Genomic DNA, 20,299 nt, shown 5'->3' with positions numbered 1-20,299 from the left:
GGGAGCCAAGGCCCCCTTTCTCCCGTAGGACGTATGCGGTATTAGCCTGAGTTTCCCCAGGTTATCCCCCACGACCGGGCAGATTCCTATGCGTTACTCACCCGTCCGCCGCTCGACGCCCAGGAGCAAGCTCCTGTCGTTTCCGCTCGACTTGCATGTGTTAAGCCTGCCGCCAGCGTTCAATCTGAGCCATGATCAAACTCTTCGGTTTACGATCATTGTGATCCTTGCTTTCCGCTGCCCGAGGGCATTGGAAAAAGCGGATCAAACTTGGCTCAAGGTTTCAAACGTTCTCAAAAATCCAGAAATCGAGATTTCCAAATTCTGACGAGTCGCTTGCCTTGATAATAGGTGATTTGTCACCCACCCAGGCAAGCGCCCACATGAATTACCTGATCAACTTGTTAAAGAGCGTCTCGCTAACACCACTCGCCGGCGATGACCTGCCGCGGCGGCTGCGAGGAAGGCGTATTCTACACGCCTTGAAGCGCTTGTCAACGGCTTGAATTAAACCGCGTAACTGACTGACAAACAAGGCCTTTTCGGGCCCTATCACCGCCGGTGACGCTTGGCGTCGCCGGCAGCGGATGCGTACTATAGAATCTGACGGAGCATTTGGCAACGGGGAACGAGCGTTTTGTTTATTACGCTTCCCCTGACGCCGAATCAGCGCGACTACCGTTTTTTGCCCGCGATTTTTTGCAGCACCATGCCCCGCAAGCTGCCCGGAGCCTGCCCCCATGATAAAGCTCGAGCCAGCATGAGACGACCGCGACTCACACGCCACAACCGGCGCTTGGCTCTCACGCTATTGCTGCTGGGGCTTGCGCTATGCATCTGGCAGGCGGCGCGCATTGCCCACGAGCAGGCGCTCGCCAGCCTTGGCGACGACGCCCGCAATGAACTGCGCCTGTCGGCCGCCAACCTGAAAGGCTACCTGCTGCGCTATGACTATCTGCCTCTGATGCTGGCTTCTCGCGAGAGCGTGAAACGCTTTCTTGCCGCACCGGCAGAGCAAAGCCCCATGCCGCTGAACTTGCAGCTCGACCGCTTTCGCTTTACCGCCGACGTTTCCGACGTTTACCTGCTGGACCGCGAGGGCACCACGGTAGCCGCAAGCAACTGGCACCGCGCCGACACTTTCATCGGCCAGAACTATGCGTTTCGCCCTTACTATAAAGACGCCATTGCCGGCAGCGAAGGCCGATTTTACGGGCTGGGCACGCAATCCCTTGCTCGAGGCTATTATTTTTCCGCCCCGGTATGGTTGGATCACACCGCGCCCGACGCACGCCCGGAAGGTGTAGTAGTGGTCAAGATTTTACTCGACCGGGTGGAGAAAGGCTGGTCGGCGCAAAACGCCGAATTTCTGGTGACGGATGACGCCAACATTATTTTCATGGCGAGCCGGAAAGCGCTACGCATGAACGCGCTGCAGCCGTTGGCCCCGGCTCAGCGCCGGTCGCTGCGGGACACCCGCCGCTACGCTCAGGAGCCGCTCGACGCCTCGGGAATCCGCGTGGAGCGCGCTTACCGCGACAATGCGCGTATCGTCAGCTTTGCCCACGGACCGCTGGATGAAGGCCGCTACCTGAACCTGACTCACCCGCTGCCCGAGTTCGGCTGGAACATGCATATTCTCAAGCCGCTGGACCCGGTCATTCGAGCGCAGTGGCTGGCCGCCCTGCTGGCCGGCGGGCTCTACGGCGTGGTGGCGCTCGGCGGCGGCATCACCTGGCAGCGCCTGCGGCTGCGCCGCGAGCGCGAAGCCTTTGCCGAACGCGAGCGTCGCACCCTGGCCCGGGTGCGCGACGAGCTGGAAGACAGCGTCGAGCGCCGCACCCGCGACCTGACCGCCAGCAACCGCCAGCTCTCCGCCGAAATAGAGGAGCGCCGCCGCGCCGAAGCCAACCTGCGCCAAACTCAGGACGAGCTCATTCAGGCGGCCAAGCTCGCGGTGCTCGGCCAGCTGGCGGCGGGCATCAATCACGAGCTCAACCAGCCGCTGGCGGCGATTCGCGCCTATGGCGAAAACGCCCGGCGCTTTATCGAACTAGCCCGCCATGACCAGGCCGACGCCAATCTCGAACAGATTATCGAGCTGACCCACCGTATGGCCGACATCAGCGCCCAGCTGCGCCAATTTTCCCGCAAAAGCAGCGAGCGCCACGAACGCATTGCCGTGCAGTCCTGCGTGGCCTACGCCCTGCGCCTGTTTCAAAGCCGCCTCAACGACGCCGGCCGGACTCACCTCGAGCAGCGCCTGCCCGACGCGCCGGTCTGGGTATCCGGCGACCTTGTGCGCCTTGAGCAGGTCATCGTCAACCTAATCAGCAACGCCCTGCAGGCAGTACAGGACACGCAAGCGCCCAGGCTGGGCATTATCCTGACTACAGGTCCGGCGCACGCCAGCCTTTCTATAACCGATAACGGCCCGGGAATTGCCGAGGCGCACCTCTCCCAGGTGTTCGAGCCGTTTTTCACCACCCGGGCGCCGGGCACCGGGCTCGGACTGGGTCTTTCGATCTCGGCGCGTATCATGGAAGATCTGGGCGGCAGCCTGACCGCCGCCAACCGCCCGGAAGGCGGCGCCGCTTTTACCCTGACGCTTCCGCTCGCATCGCCGCCCGAGACTGACCCGGAGACACTGCCCCATGCATGAGCCGTCGAGCCTGCCGGTTATCGTCATCGACGATGAGCCGCACCTGCGCATCACCGCCGCGCAAACCCTGGAGCTTGCTGGCTATACGCCGCACTGCTTCGAAACCGCCGAACAGGCGCTCGACGCGCTGCCGGCCCATTTCCCCGGCGTGATCGTAAGCGACATTCGCATGCCCCGCATGGACGGTATGACGCTGCTGCGCACGCTGCAGAAGCAGGACCCTACGCTTCCGGTCATCCTGATTACCGGCCACGGCGATATTTCCACGGCGGTAGAAGCCATGCGCGCCGGCGCCTGGGATTTTCTGGAAAAGCCGTTTGCCGGCGACCGGCTGCTCGACGTCGTGCGCCGCGGCCTGGAAAAGCGCCAGCTGAGCCTGGAAAATCGCCGGCTAAAGGCCGAGCTGGAAGCCCAGCAGGCGGCGCTGGGGCCGCGTCTGGTCGGGCGTACCGCGGCCATTTCACGGCTGGCAGCGATGATCCAGCGCATCAGCCAGGTTGAGGCCGATGTCCTCGTATTCGGCGAAACCGGCACCGGCAAGGACCTGGTGGCTCGGGCCATTCACGAACGCAGCCACCGGCGTCACGCGCCCTTTGTCGCCATCAACTGCGGGGCCGTGCCGGAAAGCATCATTGAATCGGAGCTCTTCGGCCACGAAAAAGGCGCCTTTACCGGCGCCGTGGAGCGGCGCATCGGCAAGTTCGAGCACGCCGACGGCGGCACGGTGTTTCTCGATGAAATCGAATCCATGCCGCTGGCGCTGCAGGTCAAACTGCTGCGCGTACTCCAGGAGCGCGCGGTAGAGCGGCTGGGCGGCAACCAGCCCGTTACGCTGGACATCCGCGTGATTGCCGCCACCAAGATCGACCTCAAGGCAGCCGCCGAGCGCGGCGAGTTTCGCGAAGACCTTTACTATCGGCTGGATGTGGTGACGCTGCCGCTGCCGGCCCTGCGCGAACGGCGGGAGGATATCCCGCTGCTGTTTCAGCACTTTGCCGTTGTCGCGGCCACCCGCAGCGGCCTGGAAGCGCCGCCGCTCGACAGCCACGACACCGCCATCCTGCTCGCCCACGACTGGCCGGGCAACGTGCGCGAGCTGCGCAACCTGGCGGAGCGCTACGTGCTGCTGGGTGCCGCCTTTGACTACCGGCTTGGCGCCCTGCTGGAGGGCGCAAGCGACGATACCGCGGAGGCCGGCCTGGCCCAGCAGGTCGAGCTCTTTGAAAAAAGCCTGATCAATCAGGCCCTGTCGCGGCACCAGGGCCAGGTCACTACCGTCTGCCGGCAGCTCGACATCCCGCGCAAAACGCTTTACGACAAGCTTAAAAAGCACGGCCTGAAGGCCGACGACTACCGCCACAAAGCGCCGCCCTAAACCAGCAGCGCCTCCAGCGCCTCCCAGGGAGGGAGCCAGGGCAGCAGCGCCGCGGTGGCCGCCAGCATCAACAGGCTTGCGACCGGCCGATGCAGGTCAAACGGCTTGAGCGCGGTGCCAAAGGAGCGCTTGAGCCGCCCGCCGGCCACGTCCACGCTGTAGATTTCATCCAGCATCAGATGGATCAGAAAGCCCGCCAGCACGGCAAGGCCGTGAACCCAGGCCAGCCACCCCGGCTGCGCCAGCCAGTGGAAACTAAGCGCCGCCACTGCCCAGGTACACAGGGTCGCCGCGAGCAGCGAATGCCAGCCGCCGCGGTGGACGGTAAAGCGTGAGAACAGCGTGCCGCCGACATAGCGCACGCCAATATAAATGCCGCCGCACGCCAGCAGCAGGGCCCCCGGGGTCAGCCAGGGCTGCAGCAGCACCCCGCCGACGACCAACGCCGGGATAGCCAAAATCGTAAAAATCAGCCGGCTGGAACGCGAGTGGTCGGCGTCAATATCAGGAAGGATGCCGCCAAACGCCGTCAGAGCGCAGGCCGCCAGCGCCTGGAGCGGCGGCCACCCCTGCAGCTGATAGCCGGCACAGGCCAAAAGCGCGCCGCCGGCCGCAGCCACGGTGATATGGGTGCGAAAGTTAGCCATATAACGGAATCCTGAAAAAGCTGTATAAACTACCAGACTTTTTCACACCGCAATACGCTTGCCGGGAAACACCGTCGCCGCCGCGACGTAAGGCTCAGGTTTCTGCCAGGAACTGATCCTTGAGAGTGACGTAGTTGCCCGCCGTGTAGGCAAAAAAGGCTCGCTCGCTGTCCTTGAGCGGACGCATTTGCCTGGCCGGAGTGCCGGCGTAAACGTAGCCGCCTTCCAGCGTTTTTCCCGGCGTCACCACCGCGCCGGCGGCGATGATCACCTCGTCTTCCACCCTGACTCCGTCCATGACGATGGCGCCCATGCCCACCAGAATACGGCTACCCAGGGTGGCACCGTGCAGGATGGCCCGGTGGCCGATGGTCACGTCATCGCCCACGGTCAGCGGATAGCCCTCGGGGCTGTAGTCGCTTTGGTGGGTGATGTGCAGCACGCTGCCGTCCTGCACGCTGACCCGCGCGCCAATGCGGATGCGGTGCATGTCGCCGCGGATGACCGTTGTCGGCCATACCGAGCTATCGTCCCCAAGCGTCACGTCGCCGATGACCACGCTTGCCGGATCCACATAGACCCGCGCACCCAGGCGCGGCGTCATTCCCTGAAACGAACGAATGGCCGCCGTCATATTACCTCCCCGTTATGCCTATCGATCATGGATAAACCAAGCTGCTCTGTTTAGATAAACGCGCTCAGCAGCACGATAAACGTCAGCGGAATCGCGATCCAGCGCACGACTCCCTGCCACAGCCTAAAGCCGCGTTCGCCGGTGCCCAGCGCCCGATGCGCTGCCGCCCGGGGCATGACCCAGGCGGCAAATATCGCCGTCAGCACGCCGCCCAGGGGCAGGAAAATATCCGGCGGGATGCTGCTGACCAGCTCAAACACGTTGCGCCCCAGCAGCGGGCGAAACCCGTCAAGGGTGGAAAACGATAGCGCCGACAGCAGCCCCAAAAGCCAGACCCCGACCCCGACGACCAGCGTCGCGCGCCGGCGCCCGAGCCCCGCCCCCTGAAGCGTTGCCACCATGGGTTCGGCGAGATTGATCGCCGACGTCCAGGTGGCCAGCAGCAGAAGCAGGAAAAACACGCCCAGCCAGAACGCGCCCCAGGGCAGCTCGGCAAAGGCAATGGGCAGCGTAACGAACATCAGCCCCGGCCCGTCGGCCGGGTCCAGCCCCTGGGCAAACACCACCGAGAAAATCGCGATGCCGGCCAATAGCGCCACGCTGATATCCAGCACCGCCACCGTGACCGCCGCCCCGGGCAGGCTTTGCTCGTCGGGCATGTAGGCGCCGTAGGCCATCAGCGCGCAGGCGCCCACCGCCAAGGTAAAGAAGGCATGGCCCATGGCGTGGAGGATGACGTCCGGGGTGACGGCAGAAAACGACGGCCAGAACAGCCACGCAAGCGCCGTACCAAAGCCCTCAGTGGTGGTCGCGTAGGCCGCCAGCAGAATCAGCAGCAGGTACAAAAGCGGCATCAGCAGGTTATTGAGCCGCTCAAGCCCCTTGGCCACGCCGGCGGCGACCACCGACATAACCATCAGCAGAAACAGCGTATGGTTGAGCACCAAAAGCCCGGGGCTTGCCAGAAACGCCTCAAACCCCGCGCCCACCTCGGCCGCCGTGGCCCCGTTGAACCGCCCGCTGACGGAGGCCACCAGAAACTCGATCGACCAGCCCGAGACCACCGAATAAAACGACAGGATGCAAAACACCGTCAGCGCGCCGAAAAGCCCCAGCCAGCGCCAGTGGCGCGACGCTCCGGCCTCGACGGCCAGAGCGCCCAAAGCGCCCATGGGCCCGCGCCGCCCGGCCCGGCCGATGAGAATCTCCGCCATCATCACGGGGATGCCGAGCAGCAGGACAAAGGCCACGTAGACGAGCAAAAACGCCGCTCCGCCGTTCTCCCCGGCGATGTAGGGAAAGCGCCAGATATTGCCAAGCCCCACGGCCGCGCCGGTGACGGCTAGAATAAAGGCACGCTTTGATCCCCAGCGCTCAAGCGTTTCGCTCATCGCACGACCCCGTTTCGTCAGTGATCCTAAATAGTAGGATCGGTGAATAATAAAGCGGCTGACGCCTCGCCATCGCCGGTGGGACATTCTCTCCGGCCGGCAGACAGCGCCGCCCCGGAGGACCCGCAAGCCTAGCAGGCGCCTTGCCCCAGGCCAAACCAGGGGATTGAAACAGGCCCTTTCCGCCCGCATTTAGCGGGTATCGCATTTTTTACCCGCGGCAGCGGCCCAGGCACCCACCGCTACCGCGGCCAACCGAGGTTGATATGCCCACAAATCCCCTGCTTGAAACGCATACGCTGCCGCCGTTTGGCGACATTCGCGCCGAACACGTCGAGCCGGCCATCAGCCAGCTGATCGATGAAAGCCGCGACGCCATTGAGGAGCTGGCCCGCCAGGCTCAGGAAACGGACCCCACCTGGGAGACCTTTGCCGCGCCGCTGGAAGCCGTGAGCGATCGCCTGGCCCAGGCCTGGGCGCCGGTATCGCATCTCAACAGCACCATGAATACGCCCGAGCTGCGCCACGCCTACCAGGCCTGCCTCCCCAAGCTTTCGGCATTCAGCACCTGGGTATGCCAGCACGCCGGGCTCTATCACGCCTGGCAGGCGCTCAGGGACGGCCCCGCCTGGGACTCGCTCAACGCCGAGCAGCGCCGCACCGTGGAAAACAACCTGCGCGATTTTCGCCTGGCCGGCGTCGCGCTTCCCGAAGCGCAAAAAACGCGCTACGGCGAGATCCAGGCACGGCTCTCCGAGCTTTCCAACCGCTACTCCAACAACGTGCTGGACGCGACCCAGGCCTGGTATAAAGACATCCACGACGTAGAGAAACTTGCCGGCGTTCCCCAAAGCGCGCTGGAGACGCTCAAAGCCACGGCCGAAGCCAAGGGCGTCGAGGGCTACCGCATTACCCTGGACTTCCCCTGCTTTTTCCCGGTGATGAGCTACGCCGACAGCCGCGAGCTGCGCCACGAGGTGTATACCGCTCTCGTGACCCGGGCGTCCGACCAGGGGCCTAACGCCGGCGAGTTCGACAACGCCCCGGCCATGGAAGAAATCCTCGCCCTGCGCCACGAGCTGGCCGGGCTACTGGGCTTTGATACCTACGCCGACCTGTCGCTTGCCACCAAAATGGCCGACTCCCCGGATCAGGTGCTGGCGTTTCTCGACGACCTGGCGAGCCGCGCCGTGCCCCAGGCGCAGACGGAGTTTTCCGAGCTGGAAAGCTTTGCCCAAAGCGAGCTGGGGTTCGACAAGCTCAACCCCTGGGACATCGCCTACGCCAGCGAAAAGCTCCGCGAAGCCCGCCACGCGATTTCCGAAGAGCAGCTGCGGCCCTACTTCCCCGCGCCCCGGGTCATCGACGGCCTGTTCAAGGTGGTCGAGCGGCTCTACGGCCTGCGCTTTGTCGAAAACACCGACGTACCGCGCTACCACGACGACGTGCGCTACTTCGATATTGTCGAAAACGACGCCCCCATTGCCGGCTTCTACCTCGACCTCTACGCTCGGGAAGGCAAGCAGGGTGGGGCCTGGATGGGCGGCTGCCGGGTGCGGCGCCAAACCGCGAACGGCCTTCAGCTGCCGGTGGCCTTTCTCACCTGCAACTTCACCCCGCCGGTGGGCGAGGCGCCTGCGCTTCTGACTCACGACGAGGTCATTACGCTGTTCCACGAGTTCGGCCACGGCCTGCACCACATGCTGACCAAGCAGGAAATCGCCGAGATTTCCGGCATCAACGGGGTCGCCTGGGACGCGGTGGAGCTACCCAGCCAGTTCATGGAAAACTTCTGCTGGGAGCGCGAAGGGCTGGACCTGATTGCCGGCCACGTGGAAACCGGCGAGGGGCTTCCCGACGAGCTGTTCGAACGCCTGCAGGGCGCCAGAAACTTCCAGTCGGCCATGGGGATGGTCCGCCAGCTGGAATTCTCGCTGTTCGACCTGCGCCTGCACGTCGAGCACAGCGCCCCCAGCGCCGAGGATATCCAGGCGCTGCTGGACGACGTGCGCATGCGCGTTGCGGTCGTGCCCCAGGCCTCGTTCAACCGCTTTCAGAACAGCTTCGGTCATATCTTTGCCGGCGGCTACGCGGCGGGCTACTACAGCTACAAGTGGGCGGAGGTGCTCTCCGCCGACGCCTGGAGCGCCTTTGAAGAAGCCGGCACCTTTGACGCCGCCACCGGCCAGCGCTTCCGCCGGGAAATCCTCGAGCAGGGGGGCGCCCGGGACGCCGCCGAACTGTTCAAGGCGTTTCGCGGTCGTGAGCCCAGCGTCAAGCCGCTTTTGCGCCACAGCGGCATTCAGGCCGCCTGACGCCCGGTCCCTTCCGGCGCGGCCGAGGCCGCGCCGCCCGATTCACGCAGGAGATGATCATGTCATCGGTCAAACGCTTTATTGCCGGCGTGGTATGCCCGCGCTGCGCGGCCATGGATCGCATCCGCGCTTGGGAACAAAACGGCATTCGTTACCGCGATTGCGTGAGCTGCGATTTCTTCGAACAGCTGCCCGTCGATGAGGAATCCGCTGAGGAGTTGACCACCCGAGTCAACGGGGTGCGCGACGAACAGAAACAGCAGGACGACGTGGTCCCGGTGCGCATTCTCGACCCCGGCAAGCCCTCCTCCTGAGGCCTTTACCCGGCGGCCTTCAACTTTCCGCGTTAAACCGGCACCCGTGTGTGAAAAACCACACAGGTTCCGGTTTCCTATGTGCGCTTTTCCCGACACCCCTCCTCTCTGTCCCTGGCTTAAACTGCTGCTCTTCATCCCCGCTTGTTGTTAAATAACTGATTTAATTTAATAATATAATAACGGCACGTTAATTGCACCATACAAAGTGCTGGCCGGCTGACCGACGCGCTCGGCGCCGGCCACGCCAATGCCGCTACAACAATACAGCGATGCACATCCGCACATGGGGATTATTATGCGCACCATAGCCAAGACAACTGCACTGCTTTTCGCCGGTAGCGCCCTGCTGACCGCCGCCGGCGCCCAGGCCGATAAGGCCGACTGGCCGGAAAGCTTTACCGTGGGTACCGCAAGCCAGGGCGGCACCTACTACGTGTACGGCTCGGGCTGGGCCAACTTCATCGCCGACGGGCTGGATATCTCCGGCGGCGGCGAAGTCACCGGCGGCCCGACGCAAAACCTGGCGCTGGTCAACAACGGCGATGCCGCCTTTGGCCTGACCACCATGGGCCCCGCCGCCGACGCCGTTAACGGCAAAAGCCCGCTGGCGCCCGGGGTCGAAATGGACAACGTCTGCGCCATGTTCCCCATGTACGAAACGCCGTTCTCGATTACCGCGCTGGAAGGTTCCGGGATTGAATCCATCTCGGACATCCCCGACGGCGCGCGCATCGGCTTTGGCCCGGCGGCCTCCACCTCGGACACCTATTTCCCCGAGATTCTCAAGACCCTGGGCGTCGAGTTCGATCGCCGCAACGGCGGCTGGACCGATCTTGGCGGCCAGCTTCAGGACGGCCTGCTGGACGTGATCGCCTTTGCCGCCGGCATCCCGATTCCCGCGGTCAGCCAGCTTGAAGTGCAGACCGACGTCAACATCATCGAGTTTACCGAAGAAGAAGTGGAAACCGTGCTGGAAAACTTCCCGGTGGCCGAATTCATGATCCCGGCCAGCACCTACTCGACGCTCAAGGAAGATTCCCGCGTAGTGTCCATGTGGAACTTCGCCATTACCGGCTGCGACATGCCCGACGACTTCGTCTACGAAGTCACCAAGCGGACCATGGAAAACAACGACAAGATGCGCTCGATCCACCGCAGCGCGGAAACCACGGTGCCGGAAAACATCAAGCACAACACCGTCCTGCCCTTCCACCCGGGCGCGGCGCGCTGGTATGAAGAAAACGGCTACGACATCGACCCCGAGCTGATCCGCTGATCTACACTCGGCGATTTCTGCCCCGCCCGGCATCGCCGGGCGGGGCAGCGTACGCTTTCCCTCTTCCGTTTGTCCTGCTGTGAGGGTGACGCATGAGTCACAACGCCAACCACCAAAGCGACGACCGTATCGCCACCGCGTCGCCCGACGCCATTGCCGACGGCGTCGATGAAGATCCGGTAGAAAACAACCGCCGACTGTTTACCGGCTGGCCGCTGTGGGTGTTCGCCGTCCTGGCGATCGCCTATTCGCTGTTTCACCTGATCTCGCTGAATATCTACCCGCTGGAAACCTGGACGTACCGCATCATCCACATCGCCGGGGCGCTGGTGCTGGGCTACGGCCTTTACGCCGGCACGGCCTTTGCCGATAGCGAAAGCGACGCCTCCCCGGGCTGGCTGAAAGCGATCAGCCTTGCCCTGCTGCTGCCCGCCGGCTATGCCCTGGTGCAGGTCTTTTTCATGTACCAAACGCTCGCCGGCGAGGCCATGCGCATCGACCCGAGCATTGAAACCTTTCACTTCGGCCTGCCGCTGATGGCCGCCAGCGCCGCGGGCATTGCGCTGAGCTGGTTTTACCGGCAGACGCGCGGCCGCCTGAGCCCGCCCGACCTGGCGCTGGTGGTTTGCGCCCTGGCAAGCGCCGGCTACCTGATTCTGGTCTACGGCACCAACATCCGCATGGCCACCGGCACCTCCTTTGCCCCGCCGGGGATCTCCTGGGCGGCCATTGCCGGCTCGCTGCTGATCCTTGAGCTTACCCGCCGGGTCGCCGGCCTGGCGCTGGTGGTCATTGCCGCCGTTTTTCTGGGCTACGTGTTTATCGGTCCGTATCTCCCGGGCTTTCTGGGCTACCCGGGGCTATCGCTGCAGCGCTTTTTCAGCCAGGTCTACACCGACATCGGCATCCTCGGGCCGACCACGGCGGTCTCGTCGACCTACATCATCCTGTTTATCATTTTTGCCGCCTTCCTCCAGGCCTCCAAGGTGGGCGACTACTTCGTCAACTTTGCTTTTGCCGCCGCCGGCCGCGCCCGGGGCGGCCCGGCCAAGGTGTCCATTTTTGCCTCGGGGCTGATGGGCATGATCAACGGCACTTCTGCAGGCAACGTGGTCTCCACCGGCTCGCTGACCATTCCGCTGATGAAAAAGGTCGGCTACCCGGCCAGAAGCGCCGGCGCTATCGAAGCCGCCGCCTCTACCGGCGGGCAGATCATGCCGCCCATCATGGGTGCCGGCGCGTTCATCATGGCCGAGATTACCGGCATCCCCTACACCGAGATTGCCGTGGCGGCGATTATTCCTGCGGTGCTTTACTTCCTCTCGGTCTACTGCATGGTCGACTTCGAGGCGGCGCGCAAGGGCATGCGCGGCATGCGCAAGGAAGAGATCCCGCAGTTTCGCCGCCTGGCCAAACAGGTCTACCTGTTCGCCCCGATCATCATCCTGATTGTCGCGCTGTTCATGGGCTACTCGGTGATCCGCGCGGGGACGCTTGCCACCGCTTCGGCCGCCGTGGTGAGCTGGATTTCACCCAACAAGATGGGCATTGCCGCCATCCTCCGGGCGCTGCAGCTGGCCGGCACCATGGCCATCCAGATCATCGCCGTGTGCGCCTGCGCGGGGATTATCGTCGGCGTCATCTCGCTGACCGGGGTAGGCGCGCGCTTCTCCTCGCTGCTGCTGGGCCTGGCCGGCTTCAGTCAGCTGCTGGCGCTTTTGTTTGCCATGTGTATTTCCATCCTGCTGGGCATGGGCATGCCCACCACCGCCGCCTACGCCGTCGCCGCCTCGGTGGTGGCGCCTGGCCTGGTAGACCTTGGCATCGAGCCTTTGATTGCGCACTTCTTCGTCTTCTACTTTGCCGTGGTCTCGGCGATTACGCCGCCGGTGGCGCTGGCCTCCTACGCCGCGGCGGGCATCTCCGGGGATAACGCCATGGGCACTTCGGTGGCCTCGTTCAAGATCGGTCTGGCCGCCTTTATCGTGCCGTTCATGTTCTTCTACAGCCCGGCCATGCTGATGGAAGGCTCGGCGTTTCAGGTGCTGCGCGTGGGCATTACCGCAACGCTTGGCATCGTGCTGCTGTCGGGCATGGTGCAGGCGTGGTTCTTCGGCCCGGTCAGCGTCTGGCAGCGCCTGGCCATGCTGGTCGGCGCCGTGTTCATGATCTACGGCGGGATCTACACCGATGTGGCCGGGCTCGCGCTGGGCGCCGTCCTCTTCGTGCTCCAGCGCAGGCGCTACGCCAACGACGGCGCCGTTGCCGCCGGCTAGCGCGCTCATCCTGGCCGCCAATCGGCGGCGTAAAAGTAAAATCCCCGCTTTACGGCGTAATGCCAGTCAGTTAAGCCTGTTCTGAATAAGCTGATCATGAGACCTTCCCGTGTCAGGTACACCGACACGGGAAGATCCATGCACTTCAGCGACGCCATTGATGCTATCGCCAAGGCGGTACCCGACGATTTCTCCAGCCTCTCCGAGGTGCTCTCTCCTGAACTGATCGACACCTGTCTTGATGAAGCCGGTGTGGCCACACTGCGCAAGCGTCGCCTGCCGTTGGACATGGTGGTCTGGGCCGTTGTCGGAATGGCCTTGTTTCGGCATATCCCGATGGGGCAGGTCGTTAATCATCTCGACATCATGTTGCCCGGCAAGCGTCCCTTCGTCGCGCCAAGTGCCGTGGTGCAGGCACGTCAACGACTTGGGGTGGAGCCCGTCAAACGCGTCTTCGAGCAGACCCAAGCTGTGTGGCATCAGCAGACCCCTCACCCTCACTGGTGCGGCCTGACGTTACTGGGTGTCGATGGTGTGGTCTGGCGCACTCCCGATTCTCCCGAGAATCAGGCTGCCTTCGCGCGCACACGCAATGCTCAGGGGGAAGCGAGCTATCCACAGATTCGCATGGTGTGCCAGATGGAGCTGACCAGCCATCTACTGACGGGATCGGCCTTCGATAGCATCGCGAGCAGCGAAATGGAGCTGACCCCTGAGCTCATCGGCAGCACCCCGGATCACTCACTGACGCTGTTCGATCGTGGGTTTTACTCACTGGGTCTGTTGCATGCCTGGCAGAGTGCAGGCGAGCAGCGTCACTGGCTCATCCCCCTGAAGAAGGGAACGCAGTATCAGGAAGAGCGCTCGCTGGGCCGCCAAGACCGCCTGGTAACCCTGACGGCCTCACCTCAGGCGCGCAAGAAATGGCCGGACTTGCCGCCGACGATGACGGCACGTCTGTTACGCCGAAAGGTGAACGGCAAGGAAGTTCAGATCCTGACCTCGATGACCGATCCGCTGCGCTTTCCGGCGGCGGATATTGTCGATCTTTACAGCCACCGCTGGGAAATCGAACTGGGCTACCGGGAAATGAAGCAATCCCTGTTGGGTAACCGCCTGACACTGCGCAGCCGCACCCCGGAAATGGTCTTTCAGGAGCTCTGGGGCACCTTGCTGGCCTACAACCTGATCCGCTTCCAGATGGCCCGCATGGCCTATAGCTTGGACGCCGTGCACCCGAACCAACTCAGCTTTCATCAGGCCGCCCACTGGCTCATCAAGGAGTTGACGATCTTACCCTGGGTCTCGCCGGGACGTGTGCCCGGCGTGATTCAGTCGATGCTGGAAATGGCACCGTCCTTCGTTCTACCAGAGCGACGCGAGCGATCTTATCCTCGATCAGTCAGGCGCCGGCCGCAGAAGTACCCTACCAAGAAAAATGCCAGTCAGCGTTAACTGACTGGCATTACGCTTTACGGCGCGTAAAGCGGGGATTGGCGTTTTATGGGAACGACAAACGGCCGGAATCACGCCCTGAGGTTATCGACGACCTTCAGCACCGGCGTCGACTGGTTCAGCGTGTAGAAGTGCAGCCCCGGCGCGCCGCCGTCGAGCAGCTGCTGGCAAAGGTTGGTCACCACCTCGGTACCAAACTGCGCAATGGCATCCGTGTCATCCCCGTAGCTTTCCAGCTGTTTGCGAATCCAGCGCGGAATTTCCGCGCCGCAGGCGTCCGAGAATCGCGCCAGCTTGGTATAGTTCACAATCGGCATGATGCCGGGAATGATCGGCTTTTCCACGCCCAGCGCCCGGGCCTTGTCGACGAAGTGAAAGTACGCCTCGGCGGTGAAGAAATACTGGGTGATCGCCATGTCGGCGCCGGCGTGCATCTTGCGCGCGAAGTTTTCCACATCCCGAGCCAGGTTGGGCGCCTGTGGATGGGATTCCGGATAGGCGGCCACGGCGATCTCGAAGTGGTCGCCGGTTTCCTCGCGAATGAACTCGACCAGCTCGTTGGCGTAGCGCAGCTCGCCGACGCTGGCCATGCCCGAGGGCATATCGCCGCGCAGGGCCACCAGGCTGTCGATGCCTTCCTCGCGGTATTCGGCGAGCAGATCGCGCAGCTGGGCCTTTTCGCTGCCGATACACGACAGATGGGGTGCCGTGGTAATGCCGCTTTCGCCCACGGCGCGCACCGCTTCCCGGGTGCGCGCCTGGGTCGAGCCGCCGGCGCCGTAGGTCACCGAGAAAAAGCGCGGCTGGCGGCTGGCCAGGGCGTCTCGCACCTGCAAAAGCTTTTCCCGGCCGACCGCGGTGCCGGGGGGGAAAAACTCGAAGCTGAACCCTAGCGGGTAGTGCTGGCGACTCATGCATCGTCCTCATACAAAAAGCGCTATTAACAGGCGCCCAAACATCGGATATCTTGCGCTATTGTGTTCGCTTGCCGCCGAGCCGGCCAATGAAAGATTCGGCGCCGGACCTTCAATCCCGCTCATACTGGCGCCCCAGATCAGGAACCTCGATGGAACATATTGCCCCCGGTGCGCTTGCCGGTCCGCTCACCATGCTGCTGGGCTTTGTCGGCCTCGGCTTTATCGCCGCCCGCCGCCTGGCGATCGACCCGCGCCCCATTGCCACGCTGCTGATCTACCTGATCGCTCCGTTCACGTTTTTCCGCGCGCTGATGAACGGCGGCCCCACGCCGAGCTACGTGCTGCTGACGCTGATTTTATTCTGCCTGTCCAGCGCCATTGCGCTGGCCGTCCGGGGGCTTACCCGCCACCGCTTCGGCGCCCAGGAAGGCGCGCTGCTGGCGTTTTCCTCGGGTACCGGCAACACCGGCTACTTCGGCCTGCCGGTCGCGCTGATCGTACTGCCGCCGGAGGGCGTCACCCAGTACCTGTTCTGCATTCTGGGCATCACCCTGTACGAATTTACCGTGGGCTTTTATTTAAGCGCCCGGGGCCAGTTTTCCATCCGCCAGAGCCTCGTCAAGATCGTCCGGCTGCCGCTGATCTACGCCTTTCTCGCCGCGCTGCTGCTGGCCCAGTTCGATCTTGCCCTGCCCGAGGCGCTGATGACCTCACTCGACGTCTTCCCCGCCACCTACACGCTGCTGGGCATGATGATTATCGGCATGACCCTGAGCCGGGTGACGCTTGCCGCCTGGGATACCCGCCTGATCCTTGCCTGCACGGCGCTGCGCTACGGCGTCTGGCCCCTGGCGACGCTTGGCACGGTGCTTGTACTGCAAACCTTCTTCGCGCTGTCGCCGGATCTGGCCATGGCTATTTTGCTGCTCGGCGTGGTGCCCATGGCCGCCAACGTCGTGGTGGTGGCCATGGAGCTTGGCATTCAGCCGCAGAAAGGCGCGCTTGCGGTGCTGGTCACCACACTGCTTGCGCCCCTGATCATTCCGCTTTACCTGGCCGGCATGCTCACCCTGACCGGGCTTGCCTGAACGCCTCCGATCAGGCTTTCACGCGGATAAGCTTCTTGTTGACGAACTCATCGATGCCCAGCCGGCCTAGCTCGCGGCCAAAGCCGCTGCGCTTGACGCCGCCGAAGGGCAGCTCGGCGGCTTCCCCGCCGACTTCGTTGATAAAGACCATGCCCACCTCGAGGCGGTCGGCAACGCCCAGCGCCTTCTGCTCGTCCCGGGAAATCACGATGGCGCCGAGGCCGTAAGGCGAGTCGTTAACAAGCTCCACCGCCTCGTCCTCGCTTGCCACCCGATAGACCACGGCGACGGGGCCGAACAGCTCTTCGTGGTAAACGTCCATCTCCGAGGTGACGTCGGTGAGCACCGTTGGCGCGAAGAAATTCTCCTCGGGGTCGGCCCCGCCGGCGCGAAGTACGGCACCCTGATCCACCGCCTTCTGCACCTGGTGCTGAAGGTTGCGGGTGGCGCTTACCGACGACAGCGGCCCCAGGGTGGCACCGTCAACGGTGGGGTCAGAGGGCTCGTGCGCCGCCATGGCGGCGGCAAAGCGGTCGACGAACTCGTCATAAAGATGGTCCATGACCACCATGCGCTTGGAGCCGTTGCAGGCCTGGCCGTTGTTGCCCAGCCGCCCGGCAACCGCCATGTCCACGGCGCCGTCGATATCGTCGGTATCGAGCACCAGAAACACGTCCGAACCGCCGAGTTCGAGCACCACCTTTTTCAGGTGGCGCCCCGCCTGTTCGGCCACGGCGGCGCCGGCGCGCTCGGAGCCGGTCAGCGACACGCCCTGAACGCGAGAGTCGGCAATCACCTCGGCCACCTGCTCGTTGGTGGCAAAAACGTTGACGTAGGCGCCCTCGGGCAGGCCGGCATCAATAAACAAACGCGCCAGCGCCAGCGCCGACTCGGGGCACTGGGGCGCGTGCTTGAGCAGGATCGTATTGCCCAGCGCCAGGTTGGGGGCGACAAAGCGCGCCACCTGATAGAAAGGGAAATTCCACGGCATGATGCCGGTCAGCACCCCAAGGGGCTGGCGGCGGATAAAGGCGGAGCCACCGGCGGGGGAGTCGATCGGCTCATCCGCAAGGAAAACGGCGGCGTTATCGGCGTAGTAGCGATAGATATCCACGCAGACGTCGATTTCTTCGCGGGCCTGGTCAACGGGTTTGCCCATTTCGCGCACGATGATGCCGGCAAGCTCCTCCCGGCGCTCGGCGTGAAGCTCTGCCACCCGCTCGAGGCGCGCCGCGCGCTCGGCGACATCGAAATCGCGTGACCAGGCGCGAAACGCCTTCGCGGCGCTGGCCAGCGCCTGCTGGATATCGGCGTCGGTGGCCGTGGGGTAGTCGGCAACCTTTTCGTTGGTTGCCGGATTGGTGACAGCGTAGTCAACCATGAGGTCTCCTTGTGGCGGTCTTGTAACGATAATGCGGGTTCGGGGCTGACACTATCATAGCGCGCCGGCTCGGCGTCGAGAGCCTTTCTCCCGCGTCGCGGCGCCGCTTTGGCGATTTGCGTCAAGTTTGTGTCGCTTTATGCATACTAAGTGCCACGCATATCGGTGACACTCCTCCTACGTTTTTCAAGGAGGTCCCCATGAACCGCAACGTTATCCTGACCTGCGCCGTTACCGGCGCCGGCGACACCACCGGCAAGAACCCCAACGTACCGGTGACGCCCCAGCAGATCGCCGACAGCTGCATCGAAGCCGCCCGCGCCGGCGCCAGCGTCGCGCACATCCACGTTCGCGACCCGGAAACCGGCGGCATCAGCCACTCCACCGACCATTTCCGAGAAGTCATGGAGCGGGTTCGCGAGGCGGATACCGACATTGTCATGAACATCACCGCCGGCGGCGGCGGCGACTGGACCCCGGACCCCAGCGACCCCACTCGCGGCGGTCCCGGCACCGACATCCAGACCCCGGCCCAGCGCCACGAGCCGGTGGGCGAGCTGCTCCCCGAACTCTGCACGCTGGACTGCGGCAGCCTCAACTTCAGCGACATGGTCTACATCAACACCGCCGACTGGCTGCGCGAGCACGCCCGTCTGGTGCAGCAGGCCGGGGTCAAGCCGGAGCTGGAGTGCTTCGACCTGGGCCACGTCTGGTTCGCCCGCCAGCTGCAGCAGGAAGGCCTGATCGACGGCGACCCGCTCTACCAGCTGTGCCTGGGCATCCCCTGGGGCGCCGAAGCCGACACCGAAACCATGCTCGCCATGCGCAGCAAGCTGCCGGAAAACGCCGACTGGGCCGCCTTCGGCATCGGCCGCCACCAGATGCCCATGGTCGCCCAGGCAATGCTGCTCGGCGGCCATGCCCGGGTCGGCCTGGAAGACAACCTCATGCTCAAAAAAGGTGTGATGGCCACCAACGGCGGCCTGGTCGAGAAGGCCGGCGGCATCATCGAAAACCTCGGCGGGCGCGTCATGACCCCGGCCGAAACCCGCGCACAGCTCAAGCTGCGCGACCCCAGCACCGGCCTGACCGTCGAGACGGCCGCGGGAGGTGAGGCATGAGCCAGCAGCTCTCCGTTATCGGCACCGGCGTCATCGGCAACGGCTGGATCGCCCGGGCGCTGGCCCAGGGCTGGGACGTGGTCGCCTTCGATCCGGCCCCTGGGGCCGAGGCGCGCACCCGGGAGTTCGTCGCCAGTGCCTGGCACTCGCTGACCCGCGCCGGGCTCGCTGAGGGCGCCGACCCCGAGCGGCTGACCTTCGTCGACAGCCTCGAAACGGCCGTCGAAGGCGCCGACCTGATCCAGGAAAACGTGCCCGAGCGTCTCGAGCTCAAGCGCGAGATCCTCGCCGCCATCGACGCCGCTGCGGCGCCGGAGGCGATCATCGGCTCGTCCACCTCGGGCTTCAAGCCAAGCGACCTGCAGCGGGACTGCGCCAATGCTCCCGGACGCGTGATCGTGGCGCATCCCTTCAACCCGGTTTACCTGCTGCCGCTGGTCGAGCTGGTGGGCGGCGAGGCCACCGTCGCGGCGCAGACCGAGCGCGCCCAGGCGCTCTACCAGGCGCTGGCCATGCGCCCGCTGGTGGTGAAGCGCGAGATCGAAGGGCACATCGCCGACCGCCTGATGGAGGCGCTGTGGCGCGAGGCGCTTCACCTGGTCAACGACGGCGTGGCTACCACCGAGGAAATCGACGCCGCCGTGGTGTACGGCTGCGGTCTGCGCTGGTCGCTGATGGGCACCTTCCTGACCTTCCATCTGGCCGGCGGCGATGCGGGCATGCGCCATATGCTCGAGCAGTTCGGCCCGGCGCTGAAGCTGCCCTGGACCAAGCTCGAAGCCCCCGAGCTCACCGACGAGCTCATCGACAAGGTCGTCGACGGCTGCGAACACCAGGCCGCCGGCCGCTCGGTCGCCGAGCTCGACCGCCGCCGCGACGACTTTTTGGTCGAGCTTCTCGGCCTGGTGCAGAAGTACTGGCCCGAGGCCGAAGGCCTCGAAGGGCGTATCTGATGGCACTGCTTAATACCCAGGTCGCGCCGGAGTGGGTGGACTACAACGGCCACATGAACGACGCCGAATACGCCCGGGTGTTCTCCCTGGGCGTCGAGGCGCTGATGACCGCCATCGGCCTTGACGAAGACGGCTGCCGGCGCCACGGCTATACGATCTATACCCTGGAAACGCACCTTTGCTACCGCCGCGAGGCCCACGAAGGCCAGGCGCTGGCGGTGGAGATGACGCTGCTGGGTCACGACGCCAAGCGGCTGCACGTCTTCTTCACCATGCACGACGCCGAGGGCACCCTGCTCGCCAGCAGCGAGCAGATGCTGATGGGCATCGACAGCGACGCCGGTCGCCCCGCGCCCTTCCCTGAGGCCGTTGCCGACGCCGTCGGCACGCTGCCCGCCGCGGGCGACGACTGGCCCAAGCTCGCCGGCCGGCGCATTGGCCTTCCCCCCCAACGTTAGACGCCTGCCCGGCACGTCCCGCGTGCCGGGCGG

The 20,299-nt window shown here is 64.3% G+C and carries 16 protein-coding genes and 1 rRNA gene; 11 read left to right on the top strand and 6 right to left on the bottom strand.

The genetic code is table 11. The features are described 5' to 3' along the window. Positions 1–211: ribosomal RNA gene (locus RS027_RS07935) — 16S ribosomal RNA — on the bottom strand; the annotation flags it as partial. 549 nt (positions 212–760) lie between these two features. Here RS027_RS07935 and RS027_RS07930 point away from each other — a divergent pair. Both RS027_RS07930 and RS027_RS07925 read left to right on the top strand, forming a co-directional pair. Further along, entirely contained in the window at positions 761–2,662 is a 1,902-nt protein-coding gene (locus RS027_RS07930) for a sensor histidine kinase (protein ID WP_311955793.1), read from the top strand. Beyond that, positions 2,655–4,037 (top strand): sigma-54-dependent transcriptional regulator, encoded by a 1,383-nt coding sequence (locus RS027_RS07925; RefSeq protein WP_311955790.1) that lies wholly within the window; start codon positions 2,655–2,657, stop codon positions 4,035–4,037. Before RS027_RS07930 ends, RS027_RS07925 begins: the two co-directional genes overlap by 8 nt. Here the strand turns inward: RS027_RS07925 and RS027_RS07920 are convergent. From RS027_RS07920 to RS027_RS07910, 3 genes are all read right to left on the bottom strand, one after another. Beyond that, positions 4,034–4,684 carry a metal-dependent hydrolase gene (locus tag RS027_RS07920; protein WP_311955788.1) on the bottom strand — a complete coding sequence of 217 codons (651 nt, stop codon included), beginning with the start codon at positions 4,682–4,684 and terminating at the stop codon, positions 4,034–4,036. The genes RS027_RS07925 and RS027_RS07920 overlap by 4 nt on opposite strands. 94 nt (positions 4,685–4,778) lie before the next feature. Next, a complete protein-coding gene (locus RS027_RS07915) occupies positions 4,779–5,318 on the bottom strand; it encodes a gamma carbonic anhydrase family protein (RefSeq protein WP_311955786.1) in 540 nt (179 codons plus the stop codon). A gap of 50 nt (positions 5,319–5,368) precedes the next feature. Beyond that, positions 5,369–6,709 carry a sodium-dependent transporter gene (locus RS027_RS07910; RefSeq protein WP_311955783.1) on the bottom strand — a complete coding sequence of 447 codons (1,341 nt, stop codon included), beginning with the start codon at positions 6,707–6,709 and terminating at the stop codon, positions 5,369–5,371. 266 nt (positions 6,710–6,975) lie between these two features. On the opposite strand from RS027_RS07910, the gene prlC reads away from it, so the two are divergent. The 5 genes from prlC (at position 6,976) to RS027_RS07885 (ending at position 14,348) form a co-directional block, all read left to right on the top strand. Further along, positions 6,976–9,024 carry an oligopeptidase A gene (gene prlC / locus RS027_RS07905; RefSeq protein WP_311955781.1) on the top strand — a complete coding sequence of 683 codons (2,049 nt, stop codon included), beginning with the start codon at positions 6,976–6,978 and terminating at the stop codon, positions 9,022–9,024. Between the two features lie 59 nt (positions 9,025–9,083). Next, positions 9,084–9,338 (top strand): YheV family putative zinc ribbon protein, encoded by a 255-nt coding sequence (locus RS027_RS07900; protein WP_311955779.1) that lies wholly within the window; start codon positions 9,084–9,086, stop codon positions 9,336–9,338. 298 nt (positions 9,339–9,636) lie between these two features. After that, positions 9,637–10,617: a TAXI family TRAP transporter solute-binding subunit gene (locus RS027_RS07895; RefSeq protein ID WP_311955777.1), complete on the top strand. Its 981-nt coding sequence runs from the start codon at positions 9,637–9,639 to the stop codon at positions 10,615–10,617. A gap of 92 nt (positions 10,618–10,709) precedes the next feature. Beyond that, entirely contained in the window at positions 10,710–12,893 is a 2,184-nt protein-coding gene (locus RS027_RS07890) for a TRAP transporter permease (RefSeq protein WP_311955775.1), read from the top strand. 138 nt (positions 12,894–13,031) lie between these two features. Then, entirely contained in the window at positions 13,032–14,348 is a 1,317-nt protein-coding gene (locus tag RS027_RS07885) for an IS4 family transposase (protein WP_311955773.1), read from the top strand. Between the two features lie 71 nt (positions 14,349–14,419). Here RS027_RS07885 and metF read toward each other — a convergent pair whose 3' ends face one another. Beyond that, positions 14,420–15,262 carry a methylenetetrahydrofolate reductase [NAD(P)H] gene (metF, locus tag RS027_RS07880; RefSeq protein WP_311955771.1) on the bottom strand — a complete coding sequence of 281 codons (843 nt, stop codon included), beginning with the start codon at positions 15,260–15,262 and terminating at the stop codon, positions 14,420–14,422. Between the two features lie 152 nt (positions 15,263–15,414). On the opposite strand from metF, the gene RS027_RS07875 reads away from it, so the two are divergent. Continuing rightward, on the top strand, positions 15,415–16,353 hold the full coding sequence (locus tag RS027_RS07875; protein WP_311955768.1) for an AEC family transporter: 939 nt from the start codon (positions 15,415–15,417) through the stop codon (positions 16,351–16,353). Positions 16,354–16,363: 10 nt separating this feature from the next. Here the strand turns inward: RS027_RS07875 and RS027_RS07870 are convergent, their stop codons facing one another. Further along, positions 16,364–17,734, bottom strand: a complete 1,371-nt coding sequence (locus tag RS027_RS07870; RefSeq protein ID WP_311955766.1) for an NAD-dependent succinate-semialdehyde dehydrogenase — start codon at positions 17,732–17,734, stop codon at positions 16,364–16,366. Positions 17,735–17,934: 200 nt separating this feature from the next. Here RS027_RS07870 and RS027_RS07865 point away from each other — a divergent pair, with 200 nt between their 5' ends. From RS027_RS07865 to RS027_RS07855, 3 genes are read left to right on the top strand one after another with little or no spacing between them, the layout of a single operon-like run. Then, complete coding sequence (locus RS027_RS07865; RefSeq protein WP_311955764.1) at positions 17,935–18,855, top strand: beta-keto acid cleavage family enzyme; 921 nt, start codon at positions 17,935–17,937, stop codon at positions 18,853–18,855. Further along, complete coding sequence (locus RS027_RS07860; protein WP_311955763.1) at positions 18,852–19,808, top strand: L-carnitine dehydrogenase; 957 nt, start codon at positions 18,852–18,854, stop codon at positions 19,806–19,808. Before RS027_RS07865 ends, RS027_RS07860 begins: the two co-directional genes overlap by 4 nt. Continuing rightward, positions 19,808–20,266, top strand: a complete 459-nt coding sequence (locus RS027_RS07855) for a thioesterase family protein (RefSeq protein WP_311955761.1) — start codon at positions 19,808–19,810, stop codon at positions 20,264–20,266. Before RS027_RS07860 ends, RS027_RS07855 begins: the two co-directional genes overlap by 1 nt. The last annotated feature ends 33 nt before the right edge of the window (positions 20,267–20,299 follow it).

It is taken from the genome of Halomonas garicola, assembly GCF_031935715.1.
GTDB classification, from domain to species: domain Bacteria; phylum Pseudomonadota; class Gammaproteobacteria; order Pseudomonadales; family Halomonadaceae; genus Vreelandella; species Vreelandella garicola.
The sequence above is the reverse complement of the archived record's forward strand: the minus strand, read 5'-3'. Positions and strand labels throughout refer to the sequence as shown.

Coding starts and splice junctions, on each gene's coding strand:
- RS027_RS07930 (WP_311955793.1), top strand. CDS start 761: ATGAGACGACCGCGACTCACACGCCACAACCGGCGCTTGGCTCTCACG.
- RS027_RS07925 (WP_311955790.1), top strand. CDS start 2,655: ATGCATGAGCCGTCGAGCCTGCCGGTTATCGTCATCGACGATGAGCCG.
- RS027_RS07920 (WP_311955788.1), bottom strand. CDS start 4,684: ATGGCTAACTTTCGCACCCATATCACCGTGGCTGCGGCCGGCGGCGCG.
- RS027_RS07915 (WP_311955786.1), bottom strand. CDS start 5,318: ATGACGGCGGCCATTCGTTCGTTTCAGGGAATGACGCCGCGCCTGGGT.
- RS027_RS07910 (WP_311955783.1), bottom strand. CDS start 6,709: ATGAGCGAAACGCTTGAGCGCTGGGGATCAAAGCGTGCCTTTATTCTA.
- prlC (WP_311955781.1), top strand. CDS start 6,976: ATGCCCACAAATCCCCTGCTTGAAACGCATACGCTGCCGCCGTTTGGC.
- RS027_RS07900 (WP_311955779.1), top strand. CDS start 9,084: ATGTCATCGGTCAAACGCTTTATTGCCGGCGTGGTATGCCCGCGCTGC.
- RS027_RS07895 (WP_311955777.1), top strand. CDS start 9,637: ATGCGCACCATAGCCAAGACAACTGCACTGCTTTTCGCCGGTAGCGCC.
- RS027_RS07890 (WP_311955775.1), top strand. CDS start 10,710: ATGAGTCACAACGCCAACCACCAAAGCGACGACCGTATCGCCACCGCG.
- RS027_RS07885 (WP_311955773.1), top strand. CDS start 13,032: ATGCACTTCAGCGACGCCATTGATGCTATCGCCAAGGCGGTACCCGAC.
- metF (WP_311955771.1), bottom strand. CDS start 15,262: ATGAGTCGCCAGCACTACCCGCTAGGGTTCAGCTTCGAGTTTTTCCCC.
- RS027_RS07875 (WP_311955768.1), top strand. CDS start 15,415: ATGGAACATATTGCCCCCGGTGCGCTTGCCGGTCCGCTCACCATGCTG.
- RS027_RS07870 (WP_311955766.1), bottom strand. CDS start 17,734: ATGGTTGACTACGCTGTCACCAATCCGGCAACCAACGAAAAGGTTGCC.
- RS027_RS07865 (WP_311955764.1), top strand. CDS start 17,935: ATGAACCGCAACGTTATCCTGACCTGCGCCGTTACCGGCGCCGGCGAC.
- RS027_RS07860 (WP_311955763.1), top strand. CDS start 18,852: ATGAGCCAGCAGCTCTCCGTTATCGGCACCGGCGTCATCGGCAACGGC.
- RS027_RS07855 (WP_311955761.1), top strand. CDS start 19,808: ATGGCACTGCTTAATACCCAGGTCGCGCCGGAGTGGGTGGACTACAAC.